21 protein-coding genes and 1 pseudogene are annotated in these 20325 nt (G+C 54.5%); 4 read left to right on the plus strand and 18 right to left on the minus strand.

All coding sequences use genetic code 11. From position 1 onward, the window contains the following. Positions 1–249: 249 nt before the first annotated feature. Positions 250–978: a helix-turn-helix domain-containing protein gene (locus tag FQ179_RS08320; RefSeq protein ID WP_149396713.1), complete on the plus strand. Its 729-nt coding sequence runs from the start codon at positions 250–252 to the stop codon at positions 976–978. A gap of 175 nt (positions 979–1153) precedes the next feature. On the opposite strand, the gene FQ179_RS08325 is transcribed toward FQ179_RS08320, so the two are convergent. From FQ179_RS08325 to aceA, 10 genes and pseudogenes are all read right to left on the minus strand, one after another. Next, positions 1154–1408 (minus strand): hypothetical protein, encoded by a 255-nt coding sequence (locus FQ179_RS08325; protein ID WP_188074535.1) that lies wholly within the window; start codon positions 1406–1408, stop codon positions 1154–1156. A 46-nt stretch (positions 1409–1454) separates the two neighbouring features. Beyond that, positions 1455–1706, minus strand: a pseudogene (locus tag FQ179_RS08330) (FixH family protein); the annotation flags it as partial. Between the two features lie 93 nt (positions 1707–1799). Next, positions 1800–3305: a cytochrome c oxidase accessory protein CcoG gene (gene ccoG / locus FQ179_RS08335; RefSeq protein ID WP_149396715.1), complete on the minus strand. Its 1506-nt coding sequence runs from the start codon at positions 3303–3305 to the stop codon at positions 1800–1802. Positions 3306–3322: 17 nt separating this feature from the next. Further along, on the minus strand, positions 3323–4240 hold the full coding sequence (gene ccoP, locus FQ179_RS08340; protein WP_149396716.1) for a cytochrome-c oxidase, cbb3-type subunit III: 918 nt from the start codon (positions 4238–4240) through the stop codon (positions 3323–3325). Further along, the gene (locus FQ179_RS08345) at positions 4233–4406 is read right to left on the minus strand and encodes a CcoQ/FixQ family Cbb3-type cytochrome c oxidase assembly chaperone (RefSeq protein WP_149396717.1); all 174 of its coding nucleotides are present in this window, start codon (positions 4404–4406) and stop codon (positions 4233–4235) included. Before FQ179_RS08345 ends, ccoP begins: the two co-directional genes overlap by 8 nt. Further along, positions 4407–5063 (minus strand): cytochrome-c oxidase, cbb3-type subunit II, encoded by a 657-nt coding sequence (ccoO, locus tag FQ179_RS08350; protein WP_149396718.1) that lies wholly within the window; start codon positions 5061–5063, stop codon positions 4407–4409. It lies immediately after the preceding gene. 14 nt (positions 5064–5077) lie between these two features. Then, positions 5078–6562, minus strand: a complete 1485-nt coding sequence (gene ccoN, locus FQ179_RS08355) for a cytochrome-c oxidase, cbb3-type subunit I (protein ID WP_149396719.1) — start codon at positions 6560–6562, stop codon at positions 5078–5080. Positions 6563–6637: 75 nt separating this feature from the next. Continuing rightward, positions 6638–6823 carry a cbb3-type cytochrome oxidase assembly protein CcoS gene (gene ccoS, locus FQ179_RS08360; protein ID WP_149396720.1) on the minus strand — a complete coding sequence of 62 codons (186 nt, stop codon included), beginning with the start codon at positions 6821–6823 and terminating at the stop codon, positions 6638–6640. Positions 6824–6826: 3 nt separating this feature from the next. Beyond that, positions 6827–7792 (minus strand): hypothetical protein, encoded by a 966-nt coding sequence (locus tag FQ179_RS08365; protein WP_149396721.1) that lies wholly within the window; start codon positions 7790–7792, stop codon positions 6827–6829. A 288-nt stretch (positions 7793–8080) separates the two neighbouring features. After that, positions 8081–9388, minus strand: coding sequence for an isocitrate lyase (aceA, locus tag FQ179_RS08370; protein WP_149396722.1), 1308 nt, complete (start codon positions 9386–9388; stop codon positions 8081–8083). 329 nt (positions 9389–9717) lie between these two features. Between aceA and queF the strand changes: the two genes are divergently transcribed. After that, positions 9718–10530, plus strand: a complete 813-nt coding sequence (queF, locus tag FQ179_RS08375; RefSeq protein ID WP_149396723.1) for an NADPH-dependent 7-cyano-7-deazaguanine reductase QueF — start codon at positions 9718–9720, stop codon at positions 10528–10530. 4 nt (positions 10531–10534) lie between these two features. Here queF and FQ179_RS08380 read toward each other — a convergent pair whose 3' ends face one another. From FQ179_RS08380 to orn, 8 genes are all read right to left on the minus strand, one after another. After that, complete coding sequence (locus tag FQ179_RS08380; protein ID WP_149396724.1) at positions 10535–11827, minus strand: MFS transporter; 1293 nt, start codon at positions 11825–11827, stop codon at positions 10535–10537. A 21-nt stretch (positions 11828–11848) separates the two neighbouring features. Next, positions 11849–12433: a CDP-diacylglycerol--glycerol-3-phosphate 3-phosphatidyltransferase gene (gene pgsA / locus FQ179_RS08385; RefSeq protein ID WP_149396725.1), complete on the minus strand. Its 585-nt coding sequence runs from the start codon at positions 12431–12433 to the stop codon at positions 11849–11851. A gap of 15 nt (positions 12434–12448) precedes the next feature. After that, the gene (uvrC, locus tag FQ179_RS08390) at positions 12449–14290 is read right to left on the minus strand and encodes an excinuclease ABC subunit UvrC (RefSeq protein ID WP_188074536.1); all 1842 of its coding nucleotides are present in this window, start codon (positions 14288–14290) and stop codon (positions 12449–12451) included. Further along, the gene (gene nagZ / locus FQ179_RS08395; RefSeq protein ID WP_149396726.1) at positions 14238–15296 is read right to left on the minus strand and encodes a beta-N-acetylhexosaminidase; all 1059 of its coding nucleotides are present in this window, start codon (positions 15294–15296) and stop codon (positions 14238–14240) included. The genes uvrC and nagZ overlap by 53 nt, the downstream gene beginning before the upstream one ends. Positions 15297–15307: 11 nt before the next feature. Beyond that, complete coding sequence (acpS, locus tag FQ179_RS08400; RefSeq protein WP_149396727.1) at positions 15308–15739, minus strand: holo-ACP synthase; 432 nt, start codon at positions 15737–15739, stop codon at positions 15308–15310. 212 nt (positions 15740–15951) lie between these two features. Further along, positions 15952–16374, minus strand: a complete 423-nt coding sequence (locus FQ179_RS08405; protein WP_149396728.1) for an organic hydroperoxide resistance protein — start codon at positions 16372–16374, stop codon at positions 15952–15954. A 653-nt stretch (positions 16375–17027) separates the two neighbouring features. Beyond that, a complete protein-coding gene (locus tag FQ179_RS08410) occupies positions 17028–17483 on the minus strand; it encodes a MarR family winged helix-turn-helix transcriptional regulator (RefSeq protein ID WP_188074537.1) in 456 nt (151 codons plus the stop codon). A gap of 92 nt (positions 17484–17575) precedes the next feature. Next, positions 17576–18121: an oligoribonuclease gene (orn, locus tag FQ179_RS08415; protein WP_149396730.1), complete on the minus strand. Its 546-nt coding sequence runs from the start codon at positions 18119–18121 to the stop codon at positions 17576–17578. Positions 18122–18167: 46 nt separating this feature from the next. Here orn and FQ179_RS08420 point away from each other — a divergent pair, with 46 nt between their 5' ends. Both FQ179_RS08420 and rsgA read left to right on the plus strand, forming a co-directional pair. Continuing rightward, the gene (locus FQ179_RS08420) at positions 18168–19412 is read left to right on the plus strand and encodes a M48 family metallopeptidase (protein ID WP_149396731.1); all 1245 of its coding nucleotides are present in this window, start codon (positions 18168–18170) and stop codon (positions 19410–19412) included. After that, complete coding sequence (gene rsgA, locus FQ179_RS08425; RefSeq protein WP_149396732.1) at positions 19405–20310, plus strand: ribosome small subunit-dependent GTPase A; 906 nt, start codon at positions 19405–19407, stop codon at positions 20308–20310. The genes FQ179_RS08420 and rsgA overlap by 8 nt, the downstream gene beginning before the upstream one ends. Positions 20311–20325: the final 15 nt, after the last annotated feature.

The raw sequence follows: 20325 nt of genomic DNA on the forward strand, positions 1-20325 counted from the left end.
GAATTAAAAAGGGGCCGCTGGCCCGGATAGCCTATAGGTGTGGTCGAAATGCAGGATTTCAACCCCTTTTGCGCCAAAAACCCTTGATTTCGCCACATCGCGTCGCGCGTCTCGTATACTTGATCTATCTCAAGTATTGAGCAGAAACAAACACATGTTTGAAAACGCCTACAATACCCACCGTACTGTCGCAACAGCGCAGCACCGACAAGCTAATGTCATTATTAGCTGTCCACCAAGACGAGATTTATGCCCAAAAGAATTACCCTTACACCGGAAGCGAGTCGTTGCTCAACCTGCATGCTCAGCGAGATATGCCTTCCACTGGGCATGCCACGCAACGAGGTAGCTCAACTTGATGAACTCGTCCAGGAACGCATACGCATCCCGAAAGGCAAGGCATTGTTTCAGCTGGGCGACAAAGCTGACGCCGTATACGGATTGCGTTTCGGCTCGTTGAAGACTCAGCTTGAAGACGCATCAGGCCACATGCAAATTACGGGCTTTTTACTGCCCGGCGAGATCGTGGGGCTTGACGGCCTGCTTGAAAACACGCACGTATGCCAGGCAATTGCGCTTGAAGACAGCGAAGTATGTGTCATACCCCTGAATGAACTGGATATATTGGGGCAGAAATTACCCTCCCTGCAGCCGCAGTTTCGACGCCTCATGAGCAAAGAAATCAACCGATCACACCGCTTGGCCATGGCCTTGGGTGCTTTGCGGTCTGAGCAAAGGCTGGCCGCATTTCTGGTCAACCTGTCGCAACGGTTGGCGATATTGGGGTACTCACCGGTCGAGTTTATTTTGCGTATGAGCCGCGAAGAAATCGGCAATTACCTGGGTCTCACACTCGAAACCATTAGCCGATTATTTTCGAGATTTGCGCGCGAAGGCCTGATCCGCGTTCAGCAGCGTGAAGTGCATATACTCGATATGCGCACTCTGCAGGAGTTGTCCGGAAACGATTGCGGGTAGGCTCTGCCCTGCCTGTGGTGATCTAGAACACGGCAGGGCTCTTGCCTGAGGCCCTTGACCACAGCTGGGCCGTTGCTCAGGGCACCCTCGGATACTGCTAGGCTCTTGCATAATGTGCCCTCGAACACGGCCAGACCCTGCCTGCGTCCTCGAACACGGCAAGGCCCCAAGACCTTCAGTCGTTGACCGGGTCGCCAAACTCGTCAAGAATAATGCCGCGTGGCGCCATATGCAGCGTCAGCGCACTCGATAGCGCCGACATCAGCCAAAACAGAAAAAAGCCGCCCGCATAAACCTGCTGGCGGCTCGCACTGATGTGGCCTAAAAACTCGATATCAAGCGGATCGATAAACGCGAACACTGTGGCGCTGGTTGCCGCGCCCACCAAAAACGATGGCCATAAAATCCACATCCATGAACGTCGCCGCATAATACTTGATCTCCCGTTGTGGTTATTGCTTTGGCCGATTGTAGCGTCAACGGGCAGCAGCGTCAGGCCCTTGTTGCTGTGAGGTCACCTTCTGCCCCGATTCGGCTCCCACAGCCTTGGCGGTGTCCGTCCGCTCAACCACCAAACCGCGCTTGACGCCACCATCAGTAATGGCCACATCGGAGAAATTTTGCACGGCCAGCACAATGGTAATGGCACACGCAACAATAGCCAATGCCGGGCCTGCCATGATGATCCAAGGCCAGGGCTCCTTGTACCAGGGTCTGGGAGCAGGCGTACGATCTACACCCGTGAACGCGTGTTTGCTGTGCGCCTGCTGTGTTAGGCCTGAATGTTGCTGAGCCGCTCGAGACATGGCAATACCCCTTCGTTAATTTGGTACAAAATAGCTGGATTTTTCAGCAACAACTGTTGTCTTGCCATCATCGTACTGGCCAGTCGACTTAATTTCGATATTATGCAACCCCGGCGTGGCGTTATTGGCCGGCAGTCGCACCACAATGGGAACCAGGCGATTCGAGGCGGCTGGCACCTCGACAACATCCGTGTTTTCATCTGCCGTCGCTACCGACAAGCCCGGCAAGCCGTCAACACTGAGCGTCAGAGTTAGCGGTGATTCAGATGTATTGATCAACTGCAGACGGAATACGTTCTCGATCACGCCTCCAGCCACTTCACGACCGAGAGCACCACGGTCTCGAATGACATCCATCCGTAGCGTCGTACGTGTAACCAGAGAAACCACGAAACCTATGGCAACCAGGGTCAGAATCGCAGAGTAAATAAGCACACGCGGCCTGAACAGACGCTTGCGAGCCTGAGGTTGCGACAGCCCGTCGGTAATTGCCCTACCCGAGGTATAGCGAATCAAACCCGGAGCGTAATCCATTTTTTCCATGACTTGATCACAGGCATCGACACAGGCGCCGCAGCCTATGCACATGTACTGCAGGCCATCGCGGATATCGATACCCGTGGGGCACACCTGCACACAGAGACTGCAGTCAACGCAGTCGCCCATACCTGCTTCTTTGTGGTCAATACGGCGTGAGCGCCCGCCACGCGGCTCGCCACGGACGTGGTCGTAAGTAACTACGAACGTATCGTCGTCGACCATGACGCTCTGGAAGCGAGCATACGGGCACATATACTGACAAACGGCTTCGCGCATAAAGCCCGCGTTGCCCCAGGTGGCAAATGAATAAAACACCATCCAGAACCACTGCCAGGGCCCCAGGGTAAAGTGCAGCAACCCCATGCCAAGCTCACGAATTGGCGCAAAATACCCAATAAACGTAGACCCCGTCCACCAGGCAATGGCTATCCAGACAAGATGCTTGGTGGCCTTGAGACGAAGCTTGCGCCAGCCCCAGGGTGCCTCATCCAGACGAATACGGGCCAGTCTGTCGCCTTCGATGCGGCGCTCGACCCACATGAAAATTTCGGTATAAACCGTCTGTGGACAGGCATAACCACAGAAGAGACGCCCGGCTATGGCGGTAAACAGAAACAGCGCAAAGGCGGACAGAACCAGCAATACAGCCAGATAAATAACGTCTTGAGGCCACAAGACCATACCAAAGATATAAAACTTGCGCGCCCCAAGATCGAACAGCACGGCCTGGCGACCATTGTATTGCAGCCACGGCAGGCCATAGAACACCAACTGCGTGAGAAACACCATGACGATGCGCCAGCGCGCAAATATCCCCGTGACCGAACGCGGGTAGATCTTGTTGCGTACATCGGCAAGCGCTTTCTCAACTTGCGGAGAGGAACCCCCGTTGACCTTTTCAACACGTGGCGGACGCCATGCCGGCGTGGCCTGGGCATCCGCTTTGGGTTCAGCGGGCCTTACGGTGGGTTTACTACTCATGGTATGCCTCTATGCGTTTACTTCGCCGCGGATGCCGGATTCGACAGACCCCACACCCAACCTGCAAGCATGCGGATCTGGTCTTCACTCAGAATGCCTTCTTGGGCAGGCATTATGTTTTCACGTCCATTCAATATGGTCTTAACAATAGACGCCTCTGAGCTGCCGTACAGCCACACATTGTCTGTCAGATTTGGGGCCCCCACGAGGGGGTTGCCTTTACCTTCGACGCCGTGGCAGGCCACGCAAAACGTGTCAAAACCACGTTTTCCTGGCACCACTTTCAGCTGGTCTGCCGCCAGCCCTGAGAGCGACCGTACATATTGCGCAATGTTGGACGCTTCGGATGCACTGATCTGTGCCGACCATGGAGGCATGATGCCATGCCGGCCTTTGGTAATCGTCTGCACAATGGTTTCAGGCTCGCCACCGTATAGCCAGTCGCCGTCAGTCAGGTTGGGAAAACTGCCGGCACCGCGCGCGTCTGAGCCGTGGCATTGTGCGCAGTTGTTCAAGAACAGCCTTTGCCCAATTTGGCGGGCCTCAGCATCATGCGCAATTTCGGTAATTGGCATTTCGCGGTAGGCCGCGTACAGGGGCTCGATACGCTCTCTGAGCGCCTCCTGGTGCTGCTTGACCTCTTTGGCTGCAGAAAAGCCCAGCAGGCCATCGTAGCTACCCAACCCAGGGTACAAGAACAGCACACCTAAGGCCGCCACACACAAAAGAATGTAAAACACCGTCCACCAGCGTGGTACAGGCGTATTGAGCTCAGTCAGGTCACCGTCCCAAACATGGCCTGTATCTTCGACTGCTGGCACCTGGCGGCCCAGCCATGCCCGTTGCGTATACAACAGCCACAAACAGAAGGCAATACCGCCAAGCGTAATGGCTGCAATGAACCAGCTCCAGAAGCTGCTCACAAATTCATTCATGATTGATCCCTTCTTTCTTATTCATCACGGGCTCGTCAGGCAACGCGAAGGGCAGCATGGCCGCCTCACGATTCGCGTCCGCACGCCCTCTCGAGAATGCCCACCACACAATCCCCAGAAAAGTGATCATGGCAAGCAGCGTCGCGATTGCATTCAGGACAGCCATTTAGCGCACCCCTTCCGAAACAACCTTGGCTGCGGCCTCACGCCCCGCCACACCCAGCCCCTGCAGATAAGCCACGACGGCATCTTCTTCGGTCTTGTCTTTGAGCGCTTCGGGCGCTGCCTGGATTTCTTCGTCGGTATATGGCACACCAAGCATGCGCAATCTGCTCATGCGTGTTTGCACGTTAGTGCCTTCTACTGTGTTGTGCTGCAGCCAGGGGTAGGCAGGCATATTCGACTCCTTTACAACCATGCGCGGATCACGCAGGTGCAGGCGGTGCCAGTCGTCTGAATAGCGCTGACCCACACGCGCCAGATCGGGACCGGTGCGCTTGGAGCCCCACAAAAATGGGAACTCGTAGCTGGATTCGCCAGCCAGTGAGTAAGGGCCATAACGCTGCACTTCGTGGCTAAGCATGCGAATTTGCTGCGAGTGACAGCCAACGCAACCTTCACGTATATAGATATCACGCCCCACCAGCCTCAAGGCTTCGTAAGGTTTGACACCCTCTGTGGGCGTGGTCATCGAATGCTGGAAAAACAGCGGCACGATCTGGACCAGCCCTGCGAAAGAAATCACCAGAATGCTCAAAATAATGAGCAGACCGACGTTGGTTTCAATCAGCTTGTGCGAAAAACCGCTAGCTTTCTTAGACATAATTCAGGCTCTCCTCAAGCTGTAGCCATGATCGGGCGGCGCAACGCGGGATCAATCGCGTCAGGGCTGAACAAAGGCACTTCAGGATTCACCCTGGTCTGGCCACGCACGGTAATCCAGGTATTCCACGCCATCACGCACATACCTGACAGGAACATCAACCCGCCAGCAAGCCGAATTACGTAGAACGGATAGGTTGCCTTGACGGCTTCAACAAAGCTGTAGGTGAGGGTTCCGTCTGCCTCGGTGGCGCGCCACATCAAACCTTGCATGACACCGGCAATCCACATCGAAGCGATATAGAGCACCACGCCCAGCGTGGCAATCCAGAAATGCAGATCGACCAGACGCATATTGGCCATTTGTGTACGACCATACAGCCGCGGAATCAGGTAATAGAGCGAACCAAAAGTAATCATGGCCACCCAGCCCAGCGCACCCGAGTGCACGTGACCCACGGTCCAATCGGTGTAGTGCGACAAGGCATTAACCGTGCGGATCGACATCATCGACCCTTCGAATGTGGACATGCCGTAGAACGAAAGCGACACCACCATGAACTTCAGAATGGGGTCAGTGCGCAACTTGTGCCAGGCGCCAGACATCGTCATAACCCCGTTGATCATGCCTCCCCACGAAGGGGCAAGAAGAATAAGCGACAGCGCCATGCCCAGCGACTGGGTCCAGTCAGGCAATGAGGTATACAAAAGATGGTGCGGGCCAGCCCACATGTAGGTAAACGCCAGCGCCCAGAAGTGAACAATGGACAAACGATACGAGTAAATAGGACGCTCGGCCTGCTTGGGCACAAAGTAATACATCATGCCCAGAAAGCTGGTGGTCAAGAAGAAGCCCACCGCGTTATGACCGTACCACCACTGCACCATGGCATCTTGCACGCCACTGTATATGGAGTATGACTTGAACCAGCCGACAGGGATTTCCAGGTTGTTGAAAATATGCAGCACGGCAATCGTCAAAATATACGAACCAAAAAACCAGTTGGCCACATAAATATGCTTGACGCGCCGCTTGGCGATCGTGCCGAAGAAAACGATGGCATACACAATCCAGACCAGCGCAATCAGAATATCAATTGGCCACTCGAGTTCTGCATATTCTTTGGTGCTTGTAAAGCCCATGGGCAGCGTGATGACTGCTGCCACCAACGCCAGTTGCCAGCCCCAGAAGGTAAATGCCGACAATTTGTCGCTGAACAAACGCACTTGACAGGTACGTTGCACCACGTAGTAAGACGTTGCAAACAACGCATTACCACCAAACGCAAAAATAACAGCATTGGTGTGCAATGGCCGCAAGCGCCCGTAGCTCAGCCAAGGTGTTTCAAAATTAAGCTCAGGCCAAATAAGCTGTGCAGCGATTAATACGCCCACCGCCATGCCGATAACGCCCCAAAATATGGTGGCGATCGAGAACTGTCTGACCACCCCATAATTGAAGACTTCGACCTGCTTCCCCGCAGTATCGAAAGTGCCCATGAGTTTCCCCTAAACAATAAAAAGTTAACGCTATAAATAAATCAATTCGGATCTTTCTGTTCGCGGCTGTCGGCTTTAAGGCCTGGCCGAGTCCGTCGGCTCAGGCGCCGTCGGTGCCGTTCGGTCATCGTCTTCCAGTATCAAATCTCCGACCGATCCGGCATCATCAAACTGGCCAGCAAAAATAGCCCACCAGAATGCAGCGCCAATTGCGATGACCAGCAAAAGAGAGATAGGAAGCAGTAAAAACAGAGAAGACATAGATCAGCCCTGTGCCGGCGCCCCCTGCCAACCACCCGCTGCAGAATGCGTGTGACGGCGATACAACCTCCAGGAGTTGCCTGCAACGGCCAGCGACGATAGAAGCATGCTTATGGCAGCAAGCCAGGGCTGCACAAGTCCTATGGCTGCCAGCGGCGTCATAAGCAAGTGCCAGGCAATGGAACCATAAAGATTCTGGCGGGCAATCCGGTCTGTGGACTGTATGAGGCATTGCACATCAGCGTCGGCGCGCAACGGCTGGGAAGACAGACTGGCATGCGCCGCTGCCGTAGCGGTAGGCACAGACATGGCCATGGCGCACGGGCAACTCATGACCAGTAACGCCACCATGATGCCGATGGCACGTTCAGGCGCATGCATGTACCACGTTGCTCCAGCAATAAATGCCAGCGCAAGCTGAATAACAACAAACCAGAACGCAAGCGTGTTGGCACGCCCCGAGATGGACTTTCTGAACTGTTCGACCAACTGATGGTTGGCGCCAGCATCAACAGACTGGCGTGCGCACAATTCAAGATAACGAGCGGTAAGCAGAAACGCCACGAACATGGTGGCCGAATCAAAATAGACCTCACCGCGCCCCGTCCACGTCGTATACACACTGGGCACAAATGCCGCAACAATGCTGAGGGCTACGGGCACGTCCATGCCTACCCGACCGCGGCGCAGTTGTGTCAGCGCACCCTGCCACACAGGGATAGCGCAATACAAAATAATGGGAGCAGTAATGAGCAGGCTGATCCAATTCATCATGACAATGGCATCATCCAGGAGCGCGAGGTTGTCGGGCGCCATGCTTTCAGACCGCAAATACCCCGGAAACGCGAACATCATCACCTGCATCATGGCCAACCAGCCAAGACCCATACGTGCCAGCATGCGACGGCGCGCAAGACGATCGTCGTCGGACAGCCCTTGAGGCGTAGAGAAAATTGAATAGGCGCGCATGGCCCAAAATATAGAATATGGGGAAACCCCGGGTGTTGATTTAGATCAAGGCCCGGGTGTGCCCTAGGGGAACCCGACTTGTCGCGATTGTGGCGGCTGCACATAAGTGTGGCGCCAGCCCAACTCTTTGGAGTCGGGCGGCGCCACTATACCAAATCAAACCGATCTTGGCAGAAAGACTAAACCTAATTTGCTGCCAAATGCTGCAAACAAACAGGATTTTACCGGCTTTGAGCTTTTATAATGCCTCAGTACCAGAGAGTCGGGCTGTCAATCAGCCCGACAAACTCAGACCGTAGCTGATTCAAACTGCTCTTCTTCCGTCGAGCCTGTTAGTGCCGTAGTGGACGACTGGCCGCCTTCGATAGTCTGGGTAACAGCGTCAAAATAACCGGTGCCCACTTCGCGCTGATGCTTCACAGCGGTAAATCCAAGGTCAGCCGCCGCGAACTCTTTCTGTTGCAGTTCAACAAAAGCGCTCATCTGGTTACGGGCATAGCCATGCGCCAGCTCAAACATGCCGTAGTTCAGTGCATGGAAGCCTGCCAGTGTGATGAACTGATATTTGTAACCCATGGCACCGAGCTCGCGCTGGAATTTCGCAATCGTGGCGTCGTCAACGTTTTTCTTCCAGTTAAAGGAAGGCGAGCAGTTGTAGGCCAGCATTTTGCCTGGGAACTGGCGATGGATTGCATCGGCAAACTTCTTGGCGTACTCAAGATTAGGCGTGGATGTTTCACACCAGATCAGATCGGCATATGGTGCGTACGCCAGGCCACGCGAGATCGCCTGATCAATGCCGGGACGTGTACGGAAAAAGCCTTCAGCAGTGCGTTCACCGGTTACAAACGGCTGATCATTAGGGTCCATGTCGCTGGTAATGAGATCAGCCGCATCTGCGTCCGTGCGGGCCAGCAGCAATGTAGAAACGCCTTGTACGTCAGCAGCCAGACGGGCAGCCACCAGCTTAGCCACGGCATCACGAGTAGGCACGAGTACTTTGCCACCCATATGACCGCACTTCTTGACAGAGGCCAGCTGGTCCTCAAAGTGAACGCCAGCGGCACCCGCATCAATCATGGATTTCATCAGCTCGAAAGCATTTAGAACACCACCGAACCCTGCTTCAGCGTCTGCAACAATAGGCGCGAAGTAATCGATATAGCCCTCATCCCCAGGGTTTTTGCCTTCCATCCATTGAATCTGGTCGCATCGGGTAAGCGAATTGTTGATGCGACGCACCACCAGAGGCACCGAGTTGGCGGGGTACAACGACTGATCGGGGTACATCTCACCGGCAATATTGGCGTCGCCAGCTACCTGCCAGCCCGAAAGATAAATAGCCTTCAAACCCGCCTTGACTTGCTGCATGGCCTGGTTGCCCGTGAGCGCACCCAACGAGTTGACGAAAGGCTCGGTGTGCAGCAGATCCCAGAGCTTTTCTGCACCACGGCGGGCAAGCGTGTGTTCAACCGTGATTGAACCGCGAAGGCGCACGACTTCTTCTGCACCGTAGCCACGCTTGATACCTTGCCAGCGTGGGTCTTCTGCCCATGTACGTTGCAAAGCGCGTATTTCGTTTTCTCGAGTGCTCATGGTGACATCCTTAAATAGACAAAGAAATAAAGGGGTAATTCATGAACAAAGTGTACGCCGTTGCTGCGCTGCACCTAACACTTATGTCTTATATAAGACAGAAAATTTTACCAATACAAATCAATTGTTTACGGTTCTTGTTTTGTATTGTGAAACGCTTTCTTCTTTTATGAAATGAAAATTCGTGCAATGCAGCGAGAGCATTTCGCATTATGAAGTGAGTATTTCATAGCGTGAAAAAAGAGGGCTTCAAGGTACAATCAAACTAGGCTTCGTACAATGGCATCTCGCCGCCACCTTACACATCCGTTTTTATCATGCAAGAAAACATGCTCGAACATGCCCCACTCGGGCATGACGTCGTATTTCCGCAGGCATACGACCCTTTATTACTCTTTCCGATTCCACGATCCACTAATCGCAACACCCTACCTACACCTGAAAACTGGTACGGTACCGACATCTGGAATGCCTACGAGCTCTCCTGGCTAACGCCTAGAGGCAAGCCCATCGTAGCCGTGGGTCAGTTTATCTTTCCGCACTCCAGCCCCAACTTGGTGGAATCCAAGTCTTTCAAGCTTTACCTGAACTCATTCAGCGAAGAGCGCTACGTCGATGCTGCCGCTGTCAGTGCAATCATGCACCGCGATCTTGAAAAGGCTATTGGCGAACAGGTAGATATACGTCTCGAGCCACTAACTGGCAATGATCGGCAACAGTGTCAGCCACTTGAGGGTATAAATATCGACGCAGCTGATATTGATATTCAACACTACTCACCCACGCCTGAGCTACTCGCCTGCCTTGCTAACGCAAGCGTTGTTACTGAAACACTCGTGTCTGATTTGCTTAAATCAAACTGCCCGGTAACAGGGCAGCCAGACTGGGGCAGCGTACAAGTTAGGTATACGGGGCGGCAAATCAATCGCGAAGCGTTACTGGAGTACATTGTTTCGCTACGCCGCCATACAGAGTTTCATGAACATTGCGTAGAAAAAATGTTTTGTGATATTTGGGCAGCCTGTGCACCCCAAGCCTTGTTTGTGCGCGCCTGTTATACCCGACGCGGCGGGCTTGATATCAACCCTTGGCGCAGCAGCGAACCGGCTCAACCCCAGCCAGCACGCACGATACGACAATAAGTGGTCAGGCGCGCGCGCGCTGCATCATCGATACAGATTTGCCTGCTGCCTTGGCAACGCCCACCGCAAGAAAGGCCGCTGCAACAAAAGCAATGGCCGCGCCATACCAGGGCCCGCGGCCAAAGCCGGCATCGAGCAGCAGCCCAAAGCTAACTGGCGCCAGTGATGAGCCCACGTCCATGCCAGAGTAAACCAGCCCGTACACCGTGCCAGTTGCCCCTTTAGGTGTAACACGCCGGATCAGCATGTCACGCGACGGAGCAGACACTCCCGAGCAAAACCCTGCCAAAGCCACCAAAGCCATGGCAAACACGGGCGGCACCATGCCCAGCGCCAGAACTACCAGCAGCGCACCCGCGAGCAGCAAAGAAACAAATACCGTGCGTTCTGTATTGGGCGTGGTCCCTACCAGAAAGCCCCCCGCCACCATGCCTACCGCTGCGGCAACCATATAGGCTGAAAGCGTTGTACCCGCCATGACTTTGGCTATGCCATAGACATCACCCAGCATGGGAATGGTGTAGTTCTGCACTGCAGACAAGGCGATGGATGTGCAGGCAAAAAACAGGAAGGCGCCCCACAGCGCAGGCTGGACCAGCAAGGTTGCCAGGGTCTGGCCTACCGACTGGCGCGCAAGGTCTGGCGCGGCACTGCTCTGCGCGTTGTCTTCGGCCGGTGGCGTAAACGCCTCGTTACGCCCCCCAAGAAGATCTCGGCCCAACCAGGTAAGAAACAGAACAAAACCAACCAGAGCCGCAGCCCCAAAGGCAGCCACCCGCCAATTGGCGGCATAGATAAGCGCCGCCATAAATACCGGCGTAAGCGCCCAGCCCAGGTTACCCGTTAGACCGTGCGCACTGTAGGCATGCCCCAGGCGCTCGCCACTGACGCGATGATTGATAATGGAATAATCAACGGGATGAAAGATGGAGTTGCCGATGCCACCTATAACGGCGGCAAGCATTAACATGGCATAGCCCGTGGACAGCCCGATCAAAATACCGGCCACCACAAAACAGCTAAGCCCAAAACGCAGCACCGGAGCGGGCCCTATGCGGTCAACCACAAACCCCGAAGACGCCTGCCCCAGGCAAGATACCAAAAAAAACACAGATGCCAGTAGCCCGAGCTTGACGAAGTCGTAGCCATACTCATGCGCCAGAGACAGATAAAGCGTGGGCAACACCAGCTGAAAAAAGTGAGATGAAGCATGCACCGCTCCGATAAGACTGATTATCTTCCAGTCTTGGCGCTTGATTGCAGCAGCTTGAGCCTGTTCAACTGCGATGGTGGTCATGTCTTTATCACCGAAAAAAGATCAAGCCTGTTGCTGATCTGATTTGTTTCGGATCTCAGGCCAGGCACGACGCAGGTAATAACACATAGACCAAACCGTCAGAATGGCCGCTATTACGATCAGGATCTGCCCCAGCAACTGTAACGATAGGCCATACAGCGGTTGCCAGTACAGCAGGCAAGGTATGGCCACCATTTGCGTTGCTGTCTTGAACTTGCCCAAGCGGTGAACAGCCACACTACCACTGGCACCTATTTTGGCCATCCATTCGCGCAAAGCAGAAATGGTGATCTCGCGGCCAATGATAATGAGCGCAATAAATGAATCAACGCGGCCCAGATTTAGCAGAATAAGCAAGGCCGCGCACACCATGAGCTTGTCGGCGACCGGGTCAAGAAACGCACCAAATGAAGAAGTTTGATTCCAGCGCCGTGCCAGCCAGCCGTCAAACCAGTCAGTAAGTGCGGCAACGATAAAGGCGGCAGCCGCCACGGCATCTCGCATCGGCATCGAGAGCCAGTGTTCGGGCAAATAAAACAGCGCCACGATCAACGGGATCATGGCAATGCGTAACCAAGTCAGGGCAATGGGCAAATTTATAGGCATAAGTGAAATACTACTCTATCGGAGCGCATGATAGATGCGTTCTGCCAGTTCATCGGAAATTCCGTCTATCGAACGCAAGTCGTCAATGCTGGCATCGACTACGCCCGAAAACCCGCCAAATCGGGCAAGCAACTTCTGCCGACGGCGGGCACCCACACCTTCGATCTCTTCCAGGCGCGATACATTACGCGCCTTCGCCCGTCGGGCTCGCATACCTGTAATGGCAAAACGATGGGCCTCGTCACGAATCTGCGCAACTAGCATCAAGGCTGCCGACTCTATGCCCAGCGCCACCGCCGGCCTTTCATCGGCAAACACGAGTGTTTCCAGACCCACCCGTCGCCCCTCTCCTTTGGCGACGCCAACCAGTACGTGCGTATCCAGACCTAGCTCTACAAATACCTGACGAGCAACCTCAACCTGCCCTTTACCGCCATCGATAAGCACAATCGACGGCATCTCGGCATCACCATCGGCCACACGGCCAAACCGCCGCGTCAGCACCTGTCGCATCGCGGCATAGTCATCGCCCGGTGTAATACCCGCGATGTTGTAACGCCGATAAAGTGACGGCTGCATATCATTGTGGCGATAGACCACACAAGAGGCCTGGGTGGCTTCACCAGCAGTGTGGCTGATGTCGAAGCACTCAACATGCATGGCATCCAGCGCCGCCTCATCCGTATCCATATCAAGAGAAGTCGCCAGCGCCTGGGTACGCGCAACCCGCGCCGTCGATTCACCCAGCATACGTGTCAAAGCCATCTCGGCATTGCGCTGTGCCTGCTCCAGCCATGTCTTGCGCACACCCTGAGGCTTGATCAACAGACGTGCTTTGACGCCCGTCTGCTCTGCGAGCAGGCTCAGTAAGTCAGGATCAGTCAGCCGGTGCGAACAAACCAGTACCGGCGGCATGGCGCTGTCTACGTAATGCTGCGCTATAAACGCCGCCAGCACGTCTTCCAGACTGGAATCGGCATGCGTGTTGGATGGGAAAAAAGGTTTATCACCCAAATGCCGCCCCCCACGCACCATGGCCAGATTCACACACACCCGGCCCCCCATTGCCAACACGGCAATAATATCGACATCGTCATTACCGATTTTTTCCATGGATTGCTGTTGCAACACCTTGGACAACGCCCGCATCTGGTCACGCAATACTGCTGCCAGCTCAAAATCAAGGGTTTCGGAAGCCTGCTGCATGCGCTGCCCGATATCCTGCAGCACATCATCGGCCTGCCCCTCGAGAAACTTAATCGCTCTTTGAACATCAGCCTGATAATCTTCCTGCGAAATCAGGTTGACGCATGGCGCCGAACATCGCCCAATCTGGTACAGCAAACAGGGCCGCGAGCGGTTGGCAAAAACACTGTCTTCACACGTGCGCAGACGAAAAACGCGCTGCAGTATCTGTATGGTCTCGCGCACGGCCCAGGCATTTGGATACGGCCCGAAAAATCGCCCTTTGCCACTGGTATTGCCCCGGTAATAGGCGATGCGCGGAAACGCGTGATCCGAAAACATCAGGTAGGGATACGACTTGTCATCCCTGAACAAAATGTTGTAGCGCGGTTTGAGGCGCTTGATTAAATTATTTTCAAGCAACAACGCTTCGGCTTCGGACCGCGTAACCGTAACCTCCAGCCTTACTACCCGCGACACCATATGGCTGATGCGCGGGCTCGAAAGGTTTTTCTGGAAGTAAGAGCTGACGCGTTTTTTCAGGTCGCGCGCCTTGCCGACGTACAGCACCTCCCCTTTTTCATCAATATGCCGGTAAACACCCGGCAGATGAGGCAGGTCAAGCAGAAACGATTTGAGATTGAAGTCGTCGGGCATATTGATAGCGTTCATCTGCTTGCAGGGCATCCCAGTCTGGCGCGGGCACGGAGGGCATCAGACGACGTATACGTTGCACAGCGTCTTGGTCGTGCATGTGTCTGAGCCTGGACAGCAGTTCATCGGCCAGATCTGGCCGGTTACACACCAACACCATGTCGCAGCCTGCTGTTAATGCGGCCTCGGCCCGGGCAAGAATATCGCCGGCGACCGTAGCCCCTTCCATGGTGAGGTCGTCTGAAAAAACCACCCCATCGTAGCCCAGATCTTGGCGCAGTACTTTTTGTATCCAGAAAGGAGAGAAGCCGGCCGGATTGGGATCGACTTCACGATAAATAACGTGGGCAGGCATGACGGAAGGTAATACCATATCGCCCAGCCAACCGTAGGGTGCAGCATCTTCCTGCATGATTTCGTCGAAGCTGCGTCCGTCGACCGGAATCTCATGGTGAGAATCTGCCTCAACGGCGCCATGGCCAGGAAAGTGCTTACCGCATGCTGACATGCCGGCCAGCATCAGGCCCTGAATCAGGGCGCGTGCAAGCAGCGCCACAACACGCGGATCGCGATGAAACGCACGATTACCAATAACCTGGCTTACGCCGTAATCGAGGTCAAGCACGGGCGTAAAGCTAAGGTCTACGCCACAGGCGCGCAACTCAGCACCCAGCACGTACCCCGTCTCAGAAGCCAGACGCATGGCCGCCAGCGAGTCTTCGGCCCACAAATTACCAAAAACACTCATGGCCGGAATTGCGGTGAACCCATCACTGCGAAAACGCTGCACGCGACCACCTTCGTGATCCACAGCAATAAGCAAAGGCTCAGTGCGCGCCTCGTGAATAGCTTGGCAGAGTGCTGATAACTGGGCTCGGTTTTCAAAATTTCGGGCAAACAGAATGACCCCGCCGACCAATGGATTGCGCAGTCGTGCGCGCTCGTGTTCGGTAAGCGTCGCACCTTCGACATCAACCATGACAGGCCCGGGCGGCAAAGTGCTTTGTGACGTGTTTTCGCTCATAAAATAGGTTCTCAAACAGTTAGGGCCGGGAGCGCCTCGACCACGACAAAGGCCGCTACGGTATCAGACTCATCAGTAACAGACACATGGGCTGCGCCAAACCGCTCACCATACCAGTCAGCAAGCGGCCCCGACAAATGCACACGCGGCTTGCCACTGGCCTCATTAAGGGTTTGCATGCGTGACCAGGTCATGGGTGTGCGCATGCCCAGGCCGATCGCCTTGGAGAATGCCTCTTTGGCAGCAAACCGTGTAGCCAGGAAACGCAGCCCGCGCGCGGGGTCGCTGGCATAGCGTCGGTGGAATTTCTCAATTTCTTGCGGGCCCAGAATGCGTTGCACGAATTGCTCGCCCCATCGGGCGTAAACACGCTCGATGCGCTCAAAGCGCAGTATGTCTACCCCTATACCTGCTATTGCTGCAGGCAACCCATGCATAGCCATTTGTACATCCAAGAACACGCCCGAATATCAAATAATACCGTGCCTGCGCCGTTTAAGTGCCGCGCAGGCAAACGGGGCACCATTAGGGTGCCCCGTTTGCCTGCCAGTAACAGAACAATCAGACGACAGTCAACGTCACATCAACATTGCCCCGCGTCGCGTTCGAATAAGGGCCTATCAGGGTGCCCCGTCGCCGGACTGTAACAGAACAATCAGACAACAGTCAGCGTCACGTCAACATTGCCCCGCGTCGCGTTTGAATAAGGGCAAACAATGTGCGCCTTGTCGACCAGCGCCTGCGCCTGCTCACGCTCCATACCCGGCACGGAAATTTTCAGTTCAACTTCAATGCCAAAACCGTTGGGGATAGGGCCAATACCCACCAAGCCGTCAATGCTGGTGTTCGCTGGCAATTCGACCTTCTCACGCGAGGCCACCAGTTTAAGGGCACCCAGAAAGCATGCCGAGTAACCGGCGGCAAACAACTGCTCGGGGTTAGCGCCACCACCTGCTCCACCCATTTCGGTTGGGACGGCCAGTTTGATATCCAGCACGCCATCCGACGAAACCGCACGACCGTCACGGCCGCCAGTTGCAGTGGCCTGGGCGCGGTAAACAACTTTTTCTAAAGACATGGCAATCTCCTGTTGGTTAAATTCAAGTGATACACAGTATCAGGTGGCGGGTTGGGCACGGCCCCGCTCGTGGCCGGTGTGGCGGCGTGTACCGCCACATAACTAAAAAACAAAACTGTTTATACGGGCACTTTGACGCCAGCATAATCATGCAATTTCCGCGAGAAGCAAACTTGCGGCATTAACTGCTTTGAAAAACATCTCGTACTATTAAATAGCAAACTACTTAATTTTGCAAATCAAAGTGCCGTAGGCCAGGGAAACTCTGCGGTCAAAAAGGGCTAGCCCAATAAAATCCATCGCCTAAGGCAGCGGGCTCAGCAGAAAATCAACTTACTCAGACCACCCTTGGCTACTTACCTCATTTCAAACCGCGCTTGGTTCTTTGCAGCCAACTGGCAGACAAGCTTTTACAGACGGAATTCAAGGAGGCTGGCACACCCACTTAGGCCACGCTCATTCCTGAACGCCTATTCCACTTGGGTACCAAGCGCTGCGCCGCCGTCATCCTCTTACATTGCCTTTTGGCATGTCAGGGCAGCATCTGCCCTTGCGCATTAACGTCAGGTATAGCAAGGCCGTTTGTGCTGCTTCTGTGCGCTCATTGGCCAAGCTGGCCGCACACTGGGCCAGCATTTCATCCCCCTAACTCATCAAGCCCGAAGCAAGCGCTCTCGCAGGCTTTCAAGGGCTTTGCGGGTGTCAGCAAGCTCGTCGGCCGAGCACTGGGTAGCACCTACGACCCCTTGCTGCACAGCATTTGCTCTGCTCTTGAGCGATTCGCCGTCTGGAGCGAGAGAAACAATAACCTGACGCTCGTCGGCCTGGGCTCTTTGACGATGCACAAGTCCCGCCGCTTCTAGCCGTTTGAGCAGAGGCGTAAGCGTCGCCGAGTCGAGAAAGAGTCGCTCACCGATTTCAGACACGGTCAAGCCATCGCGCTCCCAGAGCACCAACATGACAAGATATTGTGGATAGGTCAGCCCGAGATCGCGCAGCAAGCCGCGATAGATTTTGTTCATGGCCAGCCCTGTGGAGTACAGGGCAAAACACAACTGGTCATCAAGCAACAAGCTGGTAGCCTGTTCGTGCGAGGTTTTCTGCTTCATCCTTGCCATATTAAATCGCGCACTACTTAAACACAAGCATGGCCGCGTGGTATCTGCAACGGCCAATGCAAGCCAGTTACTACGCAAACCAATCAGAGCTTGATGAAATGCTCGCGGTAGTGCTTGAGCTCGTCAATGGATTCGTAGATATCAGCCAAGGCTTCGTGCTTGCTCTGCTTGACGAAACTGCGGTAAACCTCGGGTTTCCAGCGCAGCGACAGCTCTTTGAGCGTGCTTACATCGAGATTGCGATAATGAAAAAACGCCTCAAGGCGGGGCATGTACTTGACCATAAAACGGCGATCCTGCCCGACCGTGTTGCCACAGAGTGGAGATTTGCCCGCAGGCACATGCTGAAATAAGAACTGAAGCAACTGGTCTTCGGCCTCTTCCTCGGTTAAGGTAGATGCCTTGACTTTATCAACAAGCCCACTCTTACCATGTGTCGCGGTGTTCCATCGATCCATGGCATCAAGCAACTCATTGCTTTGATGTATAACAAGCACAGGCCCTTCAGCGACAAAAGCAAGATCCGCTTCCGTGATAACAATTGCCACTTCAATAATGCGTTCTTTTTCAGGATCTAGCCCGGTCATCTCCATATCGAGCCAAACCAGACGCTGGTCATTTACCGCCATATAATCTTTCCTTGAAAAAACAGATTTTCGCACACACCCACTATTTATGTTTACGCTGCTGTTTGTTGCTTTCCTGCTCGCCGACGTATTGACCCGTCTTTGGCTCGCTTCGCGCCAAATTAAACACGTGCGTACCCATCGCGCGCAGGTGCCCCCCGAGTTCGCCGACCGCATTGGCCTCTACAGCCACCAGCGCGCTGCCGACTATACAGTCGCCAGAATGCAGTTATCAATGATCGAGCATGTTGTCGAAGCTGCCGTGCTGGTTTGCCTTACCCTGCTGGGTGGACTGCAGTTTCTCGATGTATGGTTGGGTGCGCTGATCGACAGCGAAATCCTGCGACAACTGGCGCTCATTGCTGCCGTACTTGCCATCTTGGGCACGGTAGGTCTTCCCTTCGCCATCTGGAGGCGCTTCAAGCTAGAAGCGAAGTTCGGCTTTAACCGGGTCACGCCGAAGCTTTTTGTTGCTGACACCGCCAAAACACTGGGTTTGACACTGGTGCTGGGCACTCCCCTTGCAGCCTGTGTGCTATGGGTTATGGGCAATGCCGGCCCTGCATGGGTCTGGTGGGCCTGGGGTCTGTGGGTTGTTTTCAATTTTCTCATTCTGTGGCTATTCCCCAGTTTTATTGCCCCCTTGTTCAACAAATTTACGCCACTCGACAATCCCGACGTCGCCAAACGCATTCATGCGCTGGCACAACGCTGCGGGTTTTCGTTAAAAGGCCTGTTTGTCATGGACGGCTCACGGCGCTCAGCGCACGGCAATGCGTATTTCACCGGTCTGGGCAAGTCACGCCGAATCGTGTTTTTTGACACGCTGCTTGCGCGCCTTAGCACTGACGAAATCGAAGCGGTGCTGGCGCATGAGCTTGGGCATTTCAAACACAAACATATCACCCGGCGCATGATCGTCAGCTTTGGTGCCGCGCTGGTGTTCTTTTTGCTACTAGGATGGCTTTCGCAACAAGTGTGGTTTTATACACAGCTTGGCGTCATCCCGCAGTTGGGCCGCTCCAACGACGCGCTGGCACTCATCCTGATGTTTTTGGCCGTTCCTGTTTTTACCTTCTGGATCACACCTCTGGCCAGCTGGATGTCCAGACGTGACGAGTTTCAGGCCGACCGCTATGCTACCGCACAGTGCCCTTCAGACTGGCTGGTTTCGGCTCTGGTGAAACTATATGACGACAATGCCGCCACATTAACACCCGATCCGGTACACTCAGCGTTTTACGATAGCCACCCACCCGCCGTGATACGCATACAACACATCAAACATGGATAAAACCCCTGTCCCGCAGGGGCGCGTCATTGCCGCGCATGGGCGTCACTATACGGTTGAACTGGCCGATGGAAGCCTGCGCAAATGCTTTCCTCGTGGCAAAAAATCGCAGGCCACGGTTGGCGACCTGGTAGCCTTTACGCCACAAGGCAATGATGAAGGCTCCATAGACCGCATTCTTCCGCGCCGCAATTTACTCTACCGCTCTGACGACACGCGTACAAAGCAATTTGCCGCCAATGTTGATCAACTGCTTATTGTGGTCGCACCCGAACCGTTATTTTCTGACGACTTATTGGGTCGTGCGTTGGTCGCGGCACGCAGTGTCGATATTGAGCCCATTATTATTCTGAACAAGTCAGATCTGCATGGCAGCATGCCGCTGGCCAGGCAGCGACTACGGCATATTGTCGCCGCCGGATTCAAAGTTATTGAGCTAAGTGCGCTTACAACGGTTGAAGTCAACGCAGAATTAAGTGGTGTACTGCAAGACAAATGCAGCCTGCTGCTGGGGCAAAGCGGCATGGGTAAATCAACACTATTGAATGCCTTGGTACCCGACGCCGCCGCCGCAACGCGCGAGCACTCCCAGGCTCTGGGCGCCGGCAAACACACCACCACTAGCACACGTCTTTACCATCTGCCCGGCAGCACGGGCGATATTATTGATTCTCCCGGCTTTCAGGCTTTCGGGCTATCGCATCTTACACCCGACGAAATCGTGCAGGGGTTTCCGGAATTTGATGACGTAATTGGCCTGTGTCGTTTTTACAACTGCACACATCGCCACGAGCCTGACTGTGGCGTGCTCAATGCGCTTAAAGACGGCAAGATTGCACCCGAGCGTCATGACTTGTACAAGCGCATACTGGCCGAAAACGAAGCAAGAAGCCGATACTAACAGCCCGTAAGGCGG

It is taken from the genome of Pusillimonas sp. ANT_WB101 (assembly GCF_008369125.1).
In the GTDB taxonomy this organism is placed as follows: Bacteria; Pseudomonadota; Gammaproteobacteria; order Burkholderiales; family Burkholderiaceae_B; genus Allopusillimonas.

Coding starts and splice junctions, on each gene's coding strand:
- FQ179_RS08320 (WP_149396713.1), top strand. CDS start 250: ATGCCCAAAAGAATTACCCTTACACCGGAAGCGAGTCGTTGCTCAACC.
- FQ179_RS08325 (WP_188074535.1), bottom strand. CDS start 1,408: ATGCGGCGACGTTCATGGATGTGGATTTTATGGCCATCGTTTTTGGTG.
- ccoG (WP_149396715.1), bottom strand. CDS start 3,305: ATGAGTAGTAAACCCACCGTAAGGCCCGCTGAACCCAAAGCGGATGCC.
- ccoP (WP_149396716.1), bottom strand. CDS start 4,240: ATGAATGAATTTGTGAGCAGCTTCTGGAGCTGGTTCATTGCAGCCATT.
- FQ179_RS08345 (WP_149396717.1), bottom strand. CDS start 4,406: ATGGCTGTCCTGAATGCAATCGCGACGCTGCTTGCCATGATCACTTTT.
- ccoO (WP_149396718.1), bottom strand. CDS start 5,063: ATGTCTAAGAAAGCTAGCGGTTTTTCGCACAAGCTGATTGAAACCAAC.
- ccoN (WP_149396719.1), bottom strand. CDS start 6,562: ATGGGCACTTTCGATACTGCGGGGAAGCAGGTCGAAGTCTTCAATTAT.
- ccoS (WP_149396720.1), bottom strand. CDS start 6,823: ATGTCTTCTCTGTTTTTACTGCTTCCTATCTCTCTTTTGCTGGTCATC.
- FQ179_RS08365 (WP_149396721.1), bottom strand. CDS start 7,792: ATGCGCGCCTATTCAATTTTCTCTACGCCTCAAGGGCTGTCCGACGAC.
- aceA (WP_149396722.1), bottom strand. CDS start 9,388: ATGAGCACTCGAGAAAACGAAATACGCGCTTTGCAACGTACATGGGCA.
- queF (WP_149396723.1), top strand. CDS start 9,718: ATGCTCGAACATGCCCCACTCGGGCATGACGTCGTATTTCCGCAGGCA.
- FQ179_RS08380 (WP_149396724.1), bottom strand. CDS start 11,827: ATGACCACCATCGCAGTTGAACAGGCTCAAGCTGCTGCAATCAAGCGC.
- pgsA (WP_149396725.1), bottom strand. CDS start 12,433: ATGCCTATAAATTTGCCCATTGCCCTGACTTGGTTACGCATTGCCATG.
- uvrC (WP_188074536.1), bottom strand. CDS start 14,290: ATGAACGCTATCAATATGCCCGACGACTTCAATCTCAAATCGTTTCTG.
- nagZ (WP_149396726.1), bottom strand. CDS start 15,296: ATGAGCGAAAACACGTCACAAAGCACTTTGCCGCCCGGGCCTGTCATG.
- acpS (WP_149396727.1), bottom strand. CDS start 15,739: ATGGCTATGCATGGGTTGCCTGCAGCAATAGCAGGTATAGGGGTAGAC.
- FQ179_RS08405 (WP_149396728.1), bottom strand. CDS start 16,374: ATGTCTTTAGAAAAAGTTGTTTACCGCGCCCAGGCCACTGCAACTGGC.
- FQ179_RS08410 (WP_188074537.1), bottom strand. CDS start 17,483: ATGAAGCAGAAAACCTCGCACGAACAGGCTACCAGCTTGTTGCTTGAT.
- orn (WP_149396730.1), bottom strand. CDS start 18,121: ATGGCGGTAAATGACCAGCGTCTGGTTTGGCTCGATATGGAGATGACC.
- FQ179_RS08420 (WP_149396731.1), top strand. CDS start 18,168: ATGTTTACGCTGCTGTTTGTTGCTTTCCTGCTCGCCGACGTATTGACC.
- rsgA (WP_149396732.1), top strand. CDS start 19,405: ATGGATAAAACCCCTGTCCCGCAGGGGCGCGTCATTGCCGCGCATGGG.